This is a genomic window from Pseudomonas sp. HMSC065H01 (genome assembly GCF_001815235.1).
GTDB lineage: Bacteria > Pseudomonadota > Gammaproteobacteria > Pseudomonadales > Pseudomonadaceae > Pseudomonas > Pseudomonas aeruginosa.
This window is the reverse complement of the sequence record NZ_KV819854.1, coordinates 98,794-106,883: the sequence shown is the minus strand read 5'-3', so window position 1 is coordinate 106,883 and position 8,090 is coordinate 98,794. Positions and strand designations below refer to the sequence as shown.

Genomic DNA, 8,090 nt, shown 5'->3' with positions numbered 1-8,090 from the left:
ACCCGCCGCCCTGCCGGTAGCAGGGCATCACCAGCCCCACCGAACTCTATCCGGAGACACACGGTGAAGCGAAACGCCAACCCGGCGGCGACCGTTGCTGCCTGGAATTCCGCATACCCCGCCGGCACCGAGGTCGACTACCGATTCCATCGCGCCGCGGCGCCGAAGCGCACCCGGACGACAACCGAAGCCCAGGTGCTCGGCGGACACACTGCTGTCGTCTGGCTCGCCGGAGTGTCCGGTTGCGTTGCCCTTTCCCACTGCGAGCCGGCCTGAGCCCGCACGTCCAGCATCCTGAACGGAGGCACATATGCTGATCCTCACCCGCCGAGTCGGCGAAACCCTGCATATCGGCGACAACATCACCGTCACGGTCCTTGGCAGCCAAGGCGACCAGGTGCGCCTCGGCATCACCGCCCCGGACGACGTCGCCATCCACCGCTCCGAGATCTACCAGCAGATCGGCAACGTCCGTCCCGTGCCGCCGGCGGAGTTGGTCGAGGCCTGGAACCGAGAGCACCCGGCGCCAGCGCTGATCGAGTACCGCCCGTACCGAGGGGCCGAACCACAGCGCACCCGCACCGTCGGCCGGGCCAGCGTGTCGCTTGGCGGGGCGGCGGTTATCTGGATCGAAGGCCAGTCGGCGCCGGTGGCGTTGCGGGCCTGCACCGCTCTCTGAAAGAACACCACCCGAGGGGCTTTGACCGACATGCCGTGCTGGCCCTGCATGTCGAGAGCCGAGGACCAGCTAAACCGGGGTGCTCCGCAGGGCTGAAAAACCGGGGATTTGGTTATTGCGAGTTGAGTCCTGCCCGATCCCCTGGCCCAGCCAGGGCGCATCGGAGAGTGATCTGCGGCGTGGAAAGCGCACACGCAGAGGTGGATGAACGAAAGCGGCTATCCGGTCGGGAACCCGTAACGCCAGCAATCACATCCCACGTTCCCACCGTGCAGGCAAAGGAGTCATGACCGGAGCCTGTTCGGCAAGCCGGAGTAGCGACCGGTCAGATCACTCCCCGCTGCGCATGCAGCGTTCCCCATCTTCGCCCGGCTCCGGCCGGGCTTTTTTCAACCTCCATTCGAGAGCACCTACCACGGCGCCCCACCGGGCACGACTGCCGTGTGCCTGGGTGCTGCCGAATGCAGGTGAACCACGGAGAGCATCCCGATGTGGACATACCGCGAGCGCCGCAACCGCGCGGCTTTCAGCAACGCGCAACTCGCTTACGACCGTGCCGTCGACCCGCTCTGGGACCAGCCGGACCCGGAACCAGAGCCCGAGGACGAGCAGGAGGACGACGATGGCCTTCAGCAATGAACGCGCGGTTCGGATGATTGAGGAAGGCATCACGGCCATGCGCCGGTCCCACTTCCCGCGCCCCGAACAGAGCTTCCTTCACGGCCAGATCGAACTGGCCTACGCAGTGGACTTCATCGACACCCGCCTCTACGACGACATGCGCCGCCGGCTCGACGCCGCGGCGGATTCGCGCTGGGCAGAACTCAGGAGCACGAACACATGACCACCCGCCCCGTTCGCTCGATCATCGACGACCAACTCGACGACCTGGTGATGCCGGCCGGCGCCGACATCGCCGCAGTGCTCGGCCTGCCCCGCGAGACCCTGGTGGTGAATCTCCCGCGTCGCATGGCGCTGACCATCAAGCGCGGCCGGAAATGCCTGGGGGTGCGTCGTGAACGCGAAGCGTAAAGCCACCATCCTCGGCGCCCTGGCCATGACCGCCTTCTACATCCTGCTCATCTTCGCCCCAGCCTGGGGCGGTCTGATCACCGCCGAACAACCCGCCACGGCACCCATCGCCGGGAAGTGAGCCAACCATGCAAACCATCACCGTGCGCGCCTCGTCCTGGGGCGCGCTGTTCGACTGCGCGTTCAAGTGGGAGGGCGTACACCTCCTGAAGATGCGCAGCCCTTCGTCCCCCCGGGCGCTGCTCGGTACCGCGATCCACGCAAGCACCGCAGCATTCGACGCGGCACGGGTGAACGGCGAGCCTATCAGCGCCTACGACGCCTCGGAACTGCTGGTGCACACGCTGCAGCAGCCGGAGTTCGAGGTCGACTGGCGCGGCTCCGACATCAGCCCGCGCGAAGCCGAGTCCACCGGACTGACGCTGCACACGAAGTACTGCAACGACATCAGTCCGCACTTTGACTTCGTGGCCGTGGAGCTGACGACCAAGCCGCTGGAGATCGACTGCGGCGGCGGGGTCATCGTACGGCTGACCGGCCAACTCGACCGGGCCCGCATCAAGCGCGATAGCCACGGCGTCGGCATCGCCGACGTGAAGACCGGCGGCGCCGCGGTGAACCAGGGCGTGGCCAAGACCAAGGGCCACAAAGCCCAGATCGGCACCTACGAACTGCTCTACGAGCACACCACCGGCGATGCGATCACCGCGCCGGCCGAGATCATCGGCCTGAAGACCAAGGGCAAGCCCGAGGCGGCGGTCGGCGAGATCGTCGGCGCGCGCCAGGTGATGGCCGGCACCGACGAGCATCCCGGCCTGATCAAGTTCGCCGCCGACATGTTCCGCTCCGGACTCTTCCCCCCGAACCCGCAAAGCCCACTTTGCAGCCCGAAGTACTGTCCGCGCTGGCGGACCTGCCCTTACCACGAATGACCGGAGACACCATGAGCCAGACAACCACCCTCGAAACCCTGCAGACGCAAGCCGTGGCTCCGCGTCAGCGCGACAAGGCACCTGTCGCTATGTCGTTCTTCAACATGGACGGCTTCGAGCTGATGCAGCGCATCGCCAAGGCCTTCAGCCAGGCCGACCTGGTGCCCAAGCAGTACCAAGGCAACCTGCCCAACTGCATGATTGCGCTGGACATGGCCCAGCGCATGGGCGCGAACCCGCTAATGGTCATGCAGAACCTCTACATCGTGCATGGCACCCCGGGCTGGTCGAGTAAGTTTCTGATCGCCACGGTGAACACCTGCGGTCGCTTCTCCTCAATGCGCTACGAGTGGAAAGGCGAGCCAGGCAGTTCCGACTACGGCTGCCGGGCTTGGGCGATTGAGAAGTCCACCGGCGAACGCCTCGACGGCATCTGGGTCACCTGGAAAATGGTGAACGACGAAGGCTGGGCAGCGAAGAACGGCAGCAAGTGGAAGACGATGCCGGACCAGATGTTCATCTACCGCGCCGCCGCATTCTGGCAGCGCGCCTATGCGCCGGACCTCGGCATGGGCCTGCAGACCGCAGAAGAACTGCAGGACGTCATCGACGCCAAACGCGACGCCGACGGCTCGTTCACGGTCGACCTCGACGTGCTGCGGCGCCAGCAGGAGGTCACCGACAAGGCGCCGGGCGCGGGCCAGCAGGCTCTGGAACACGAACCCGGAGAAGTGATCGACACCGTCAGTGGCGAGATCACCAAGTCGGCTCAGCGCCAGCCCGCCGATCAGCAGCCGGACACCGGCACCGACGAGCTCAATCTCGAGTAACCGGCCATGCCCAGCCGAACCGTCGAAGAGCAGTTCGACCGTGTCGAGGAGTTCAACAGCCTCCTCGGCGCGGCGGAGCTGAATGCCGCCACCACCTGGGAAGAAGAGTTCACCGCCGACCTTCGCGCCAACTTCCAGCGCTACGGCCCGCGGATGTTCCTCAGTGAGTCCCAGCACACCACCCTCGAACGCATCGCCAACCAGTAGGAACCCGCCCATGAGCCAGAACAACGCCGCTTTCCTCCACATGACCGCCGACACGCTCGGCAAGAGCCTGCTGCAGGGCCTGATCCAGGAAATCCGCATCCTGCCGGACGTGTGGCAGAAGCTGTCCGAAGCCAAGCAGACCGATGTGATCGAGCGCCTGGAACAGCAGGTGCGCAACGCCGCCACCATCGCGGTGCACACGATTGCCGGTGCCGAGCGCGAGACCGTCTACGGCAAGCTCGAATCCATCGCGGCCAAGGACAAGATGAAGGCCGTCATCGTGGTGAATCACTCCAGCCCGAACAAGCACGACCTTCTGGACGCAGTGAACGAGGACTGCCTGCTGATCATCGGCGGCGCCGCTGAGTTCCTCGACGGCATGAAGGACGTGAAGGCTGATCCGGACCAGAACCCGCTGGACCTGAATGGCGGCGACGGCGACATGGAAGACCCCGGCGCCTGGGGCGGTATGCAACCAGCAGACGACAGCGACGTCGTCGATGCCGAGTTCCAAGAGCTGCCGCAACTCACCGTCGAGCGCTTTGCCGGCCACACCCTGGGCGAGATCGCCATCGGCGTCGCCACCAAAAAGGACGTGTTCGACGCGGCCTGGCTCCAATCGCGCTTCGCACTCACCACCGAGGAAGCCGAGCGCGTCGTTCTCCAACTGCTGGACCAGGGCGTCATCGTGCTCGAGCAGGAGAACGAGGAATCCCGCGAGTTGAACACTTACCGCGTCGTCAAGAAGCCGGGGGATATCGCCCTCGACCTGGAGTGAGCCATGCGCATCACGAAACTCGAAATCACCAACTTCCAAGGGCTGCGTCATGCGGCCCTTGATGTTTCTGCGCCGGTGCTCCTGGTGGCCGGCCACAACGGCGCCGGCAAGAGTTCGCTGCTCGACGCCATCAGCCACGCCTTCACCGGCAAGCCCGGCCGCGTTGCGCAGAAGCAGCATATCGGCCAACTGATCACCGAGGGCGCCAAGAAGGGCGAAGCCCGTGTCGAGTGGCTGGACGAATCCGGCGAGGTGCAGGCCTGCGGCGTCGCGCTGCCCAGCGGCAAGGGCTCTCCCCTCACCGACTCGCCCTTCCTGCCCTACGTGCTCGACGCCAGCCTGTTTGCCAGCCTGGATGCCAAGGAACGCCGCCGGGTGCTGTTCGACCTGACCGGCGCCAGCGCCAGCCCGGCCGAGGTCGGCAAGCGGCTGGAAGCCAAAGGCCTGGACCTGGCGCTGTTCGAAAAGGTGAAACCCCTGCTCCGTTCCGGGTTCCCGGCCGCCGTCGAGCAGGCCAAGTCCTACGCCAGCGAAGCGCGCGGCGCCTGGAAAGCGGTCACCGGCGAGAACTACGGCAGCGAGAAGGCCATTGACTGGGCGCCGGAGCTGGTGGCCACCGCGGTGACCAACGACCAGGTCGAGGAAGCCCGTAACGCCCTGCAGGCGCTCGAGGACGATCTGGCTGAAGCCCAGCAGACCTTGGGCGCCAGCAAGCAGGCCCGCCAGGCCGCCGACGGCCGCGCCCAGCGCATAGCCAATCTGCGCGAGCTGGTAGACCTGGAGCCGCGCCGCCGCAACAAGCTGAGCACGGACGAGCAGAACCAGGACGAGTGGTCCGAGAAGGTCATGGCCGCCGAACTGGCCTCGTCCGGCAGCGTGCCGCACCAGCCGCTGACCTGCCCCCACTGTCAGGGCGCGGTCGACCTGCAGGCCGGTGCTCTGGTGGTGCATCAGCCGCCTGAGAAGATCGCTGACGCCGAGGCAGCCAAGCGTCTGCCGGAATACCGCGAGTATCTGGCCAGTGCTCAGCGCGCCGTGGCGAACAGCCAGCGGGACCTGGACGAGTGCCTGGCCGCCGCCGAGCAGATCAAGGCCCTGGAAACCGAGTCCGCCGACGCGCCCAGTGCCGAGGCGATCGCCAGCGGCGAACAGGCGATCAACGAACTGCGCCAGGCGCGTGACCGGCAGCAGGCCAAGGTGCAGTCGCTGATGGAAGCGTTCAACGCCGCCGCGCAGCGCCAGGACGTCATCAAGCAGGCCGCCGGCTTCCACGCCGAGGTCTGCGCCTGGGGCGCCCTGGCCGATGCCCTATCGCCCGCGGGCATCCCAGCGGAGATCCTGGCCGATGCGATCGGACCGGTGAACGAGCTGCTGCAGCGCCTATCCGGCACCGCCGGCTGGTCGCCGGTACAGATCAGCGCCGACATCGACGTCACGTTCGGCGGTCGGCTGTACGGCCTGCTGTCCGAGTCCGAACGCTGGCGGTGCGACGCGACGCTGGCCCTGGCCATCGCGACGATCTCCGGCCTGCGCCTGGCGTTGCTGGATCGCTTCGACGTGCTGGATATCCCTGCTCGCACTCAGCAGGCGATGAAGCTGTTCCAGAGCCTGGCCGTGGGCGGCGAGATCGACACGCTGATCGTCGCCGGCACGCTCAAGGAGGCGATGGCGAAGACGCCGGAATGGCTGCAGGCGGTCTGGATCAACGCCGGGCAACTCGTCGACCAGCAGCAACAGGCCGCGGCCTGATCCCCTACAGGACAAGGAGATTTCCATGAAACGAGAAATGATCACCGTAAAGACACCGGAAGGCCTGGTTCTGAAGGTTCCGGCACACGTTGTTGCAACCACGTTCGTCGCTGCAGCCCTGGCTCATGTCGGTCTTCCGCAAATCCCTGCCGTACCTGCTGCGAATGAAACGACTTCCAGCGACCAGGCCAGTCCAGCGCTTGGCAAATACTGGCCCGGACAAGGCGGCCACAACGGCGGTTTCGTGCCGGCCCGCGAAGGCGTTCCCGCCCACTACCTGATCTTTGCTGCCCAGGACGTTGGCGATCATGCCTGGGGCGGTCGTGGAGATGAGTCGGACGCAACCAGCAAGGTAGATGGTTTCGCCAACACCCAGACTCTCCTGGCCGAGGGCAACCACCCGGCAGCTACCGCGTGCACCAAGTTCGAGGCCGATGGGCACTCTGACTTCTATCTACCGGCAGCAGCAGAGCTGTATCAGGGCTGGCTGAACGCTCCCGAGTTGTTCGCGAAGGACCGTTGGTATTGGTCGAGCACGCAGCGCTCCGCCAGCTACGCCTTCAGCATGGGCTTCAACGGTGGCAGCCAGGACTCCAGCGGCGTCAAGATCCTCGAGCTTCGCGTCCGCCCCGTCCGCAGAATGTTCATTTGATCATTCAGTAATTCATCTGGCCGCCAGGTCAGCACATCTCCAGGGCGCATCGGCGCCTTTTTTGTTGCCCGAAAAGAGGAACCACCCATGCAAGCAGCAGCACAGGAAGCAACCATCCTCCCTGAAATCGGTCAGGCCTACGGCGGAGGTTTCGTCTCAGGCTTCTACCTCCAGGATGGCAAGCGTTACGTCTCCATCACCGCCGGTGCCGAGCATGAGCTGGTCGGCGAGTGGGGCGAGTACGGCGTCAAGATCGAAGGCGCGGACAGCCTGACCGATAGCCGTGCGAACACTGAGGCGATGGCCGCCTCCGGTAGCGAACTGGCTCAGAAGGTTCTCGCGCTGGAGATCGGCGGCCACTCCGACTGGGCTATCCCGGCGCGCGACGTACAGGAACTGCAGTACCGCAACTTGAAGCCGACCACCGACAAGAACTACGCCTGTGGCTGCGACGGCGAGAACCACTCCAGCCTTCCGCCCGGCGACCTGTACAGCGAGGAATCGCCAGCGCAGACCTCCGTCGAGGCCTTCAAGGCTGGTGGCGCGGAAGCCTTCCGACCCAACTGGTACTGGTCGAGCACGCAGCGCTCCGCCAACCCCGCCTTCGCCATGGACTTCAGCGTTGGCTACCAGGACTACTTCGTCAAGTACTGCGAGCTTCGCGTCCGCCCCGTCCGCAGCGAAATCATTCAGTAATTCATTCATTTAACCGCCCGGCAACGGGCGGCTTCCCAAGGAGGGGGATGCCATGGCGATGCACACCGAGCTTTCCATCTACAAGGCCGCAAGCGGTCTATTGCAGATGGCCACGAACCTCACCCGGAACATTCCGCGCGAACTCAAGCAGTCGTTGGGGCGCAGGGTTATCGACGAGTGCGTTGACGTGCTCATCCTCATCGCCAGGGCAAACGCAGCGCGCGACAAGCGTCCGCACCTGACCTTGCTGGTCGAGAAAGTCCAGGTGATCGAACTGCTCATGCGCCTGTTCAAGGACAACCGCTTTATCAGCGTCTCCCAGCACGCCATGACGATGGAGGTAACCGCCTCTATCGGAAAGCAGGCCAATGCCTGGAAACGCAATACCGCAACCGCGCCCGCTACCTGACCGTCACGGCGGTCAGGTCTGTGCGAATTGAATCTGGTCGTGCCGCTGGCCTTCTGGCCACCGCCATGCGCATCACGGAAACCACCAGCGGAACGGCTGGACAGGTCCGGCGCAGTTTCCCGGCTG

13 protein-coding genes are annotated in these 8,090 nt (G+C 65.3%); all 13 read left to right on the top strand.

The window, feature by feature from the left end; translation table 11 throughout:
• The first annotated feature begins 310 nt into the window (after window positions 1–310).
• The 13 genes from csrA (at window position 311) to HMPREF3014_RS05555 (ending at window position 7,964) form a co-directional block, all read left to right on the top strand.
• Window positions 311–679, top strand: coding sequence for a carbon storage regulator CsrA (gene csrA / locus HMPREF3014_RS35310; protein WP_023109484.1), 369 nt, complete (start codon window positions 311–313; stop codon window positions 677–679).
• Between the two features lie 489 nt (window positions 680–1,168).
• Window positions 1,169–1,318 (top strand): hypothetical protein, encoded by a 150-nt coding sequence (locus HMPREF3014_RS34630; protein WP_023109483.1) that lies wholly within the window; start codon window positions 1,169–1,171, stop codon window positions 1,316–1,318.
• A complete protein-coding gene (locus HMPREF3014_RS05600; protein WP_010793151.1) occupies window positions 1,302–1,523 on the top strand; it encodes a hypothetical protein in 222 nt (73 codons plus the stop codon). Before HMPREF3014_RS34630 ends, HMPREF3014_RS05600 begins: the two co-directional genes overlap by 17 nt.
• Entirely contained in the window at window positions 1,520–1,711 is a 192-nt protein-coding gene (locus HMPREF3014_RS05595; RefSeq protein WP_021263578.1) for a hypothetical protein, read from the top strand. Before HMPREF3014_RS05600 ends, HMPREF3014_RS05595 begins: the two co-directional genes overlap by 4 nt.
• Complete coding sequence (locus HMPREF3014_RS34625) at window positions 1,695–1,832, top strand: hypothetical protein (protein ID WP_021263577.1); 138 nt, start codon at window positions 1,695–1,697, stop codon at window positions 1,830–1,832. The genes HMPREF3014_RS05595 and HMPREF3014_RS34625 overlap by 17 nt, the downstream gene beginning before the upstream one ends.
• Before the next feature lie 7 nt (window positions 1,833–1,839).
• A complete protein-coding gene (locus HMPREF3014_RS05590) occupies window positions 1,840–2,643 on the top strand; it encodes a RecB family exonuclease (protein WP_023109482.1) in 804 nt (267 codons plus the stop codon).
• Between the two features lie 11 nt (window positions 2,644–2,654).
• Window positions 2,655–3,473, top strand: a complete 819-nt coding sequence (locus tag HMPREF3014_RS05585; RefSeq protein WP_023109481.1) for a recombinase family protein — start codon at window positions 2,655–2,657, stop codon at window positions 3,471–3,473.
• Window positions 3,474–3,479: 6 nt separating this feature from the next.
• Window positions 3,480–3,680, top strand: coding sequence for a hypothetical protein (locus HMPREF3014_RS05580; protein WP_003099029.1), 201 nt, complete (start codon window positions 3,480–3,482; stop codon window positions 3,678–3,680).
• Between the two features lie 10 nt (window positions 3,681–3,690).
• Window positions 3,691–4,458 carry a hypothetical protein gene (locus HMPREF3014_RS05575; protein WP_023109480.1) on the top strand — a complete coding sequence of 256 codons (768 nt, stop codon included), beginning with the start codon at window positions 3,691–3,693 and terminating at the stop codon, window positions 4,456–4,458.
• Between the two features lie 3 nt (window positions 4,459–4,461).
• A complete protein-coding gene (locus tag HMPREF3014_RS05570) occupies window positions 4,462–6,207 on the top strand; it encodes an AAA family ATPase (RefSeq protein ID WP_023109479.1) in 1,746 nt (581 codons plus the stop codon).
• Window positions 6,208–6,232: 25 nt separating this feature from the next.
• Window positions 6,233–6,859 (top strand): Lcl C-terminal domain-containing protein, encoded by a 627-nt coding sequence (locus HMPREF3014_RS05565; RefSeq protein ID WP_034017094.1) that lies wholly within the window; start codon window positions 6,233–6,235, stop codon window positions 6,857–6,859.
• An 87-nt stretch (window positions 6,860–6,946) separates the two neighbouring features.
• Window positions 6,947–7,555 (top strand): Lcl C-terminal domain-containing protein, encoded by a 609-nt coding sequence (locus HMPREF3014_RS05560; protein ID WP_023109477.1) that lies wholly within the window; start codon window positions 6,947–6,949, stop codon window positions 7,553–7,555.
• 52 nt (window positions 7,556–7,607) lie between these two features.
• The gene (locus HMPREF3014_RS05555) at window positions 7,608–7,964 is read left to right on the top strand and encodes a four helix bundle protein (RefSeq protein ID WP_023109476.1); all 357 of its coding nucleotides are present in this window, start codon (window positions 7,608–7,610) and stop codon (window positions 7,962–7,964) included.
• The last annotated feature ends 126 nt before the right edge of the window (window positions 7,965–8,090 follow it).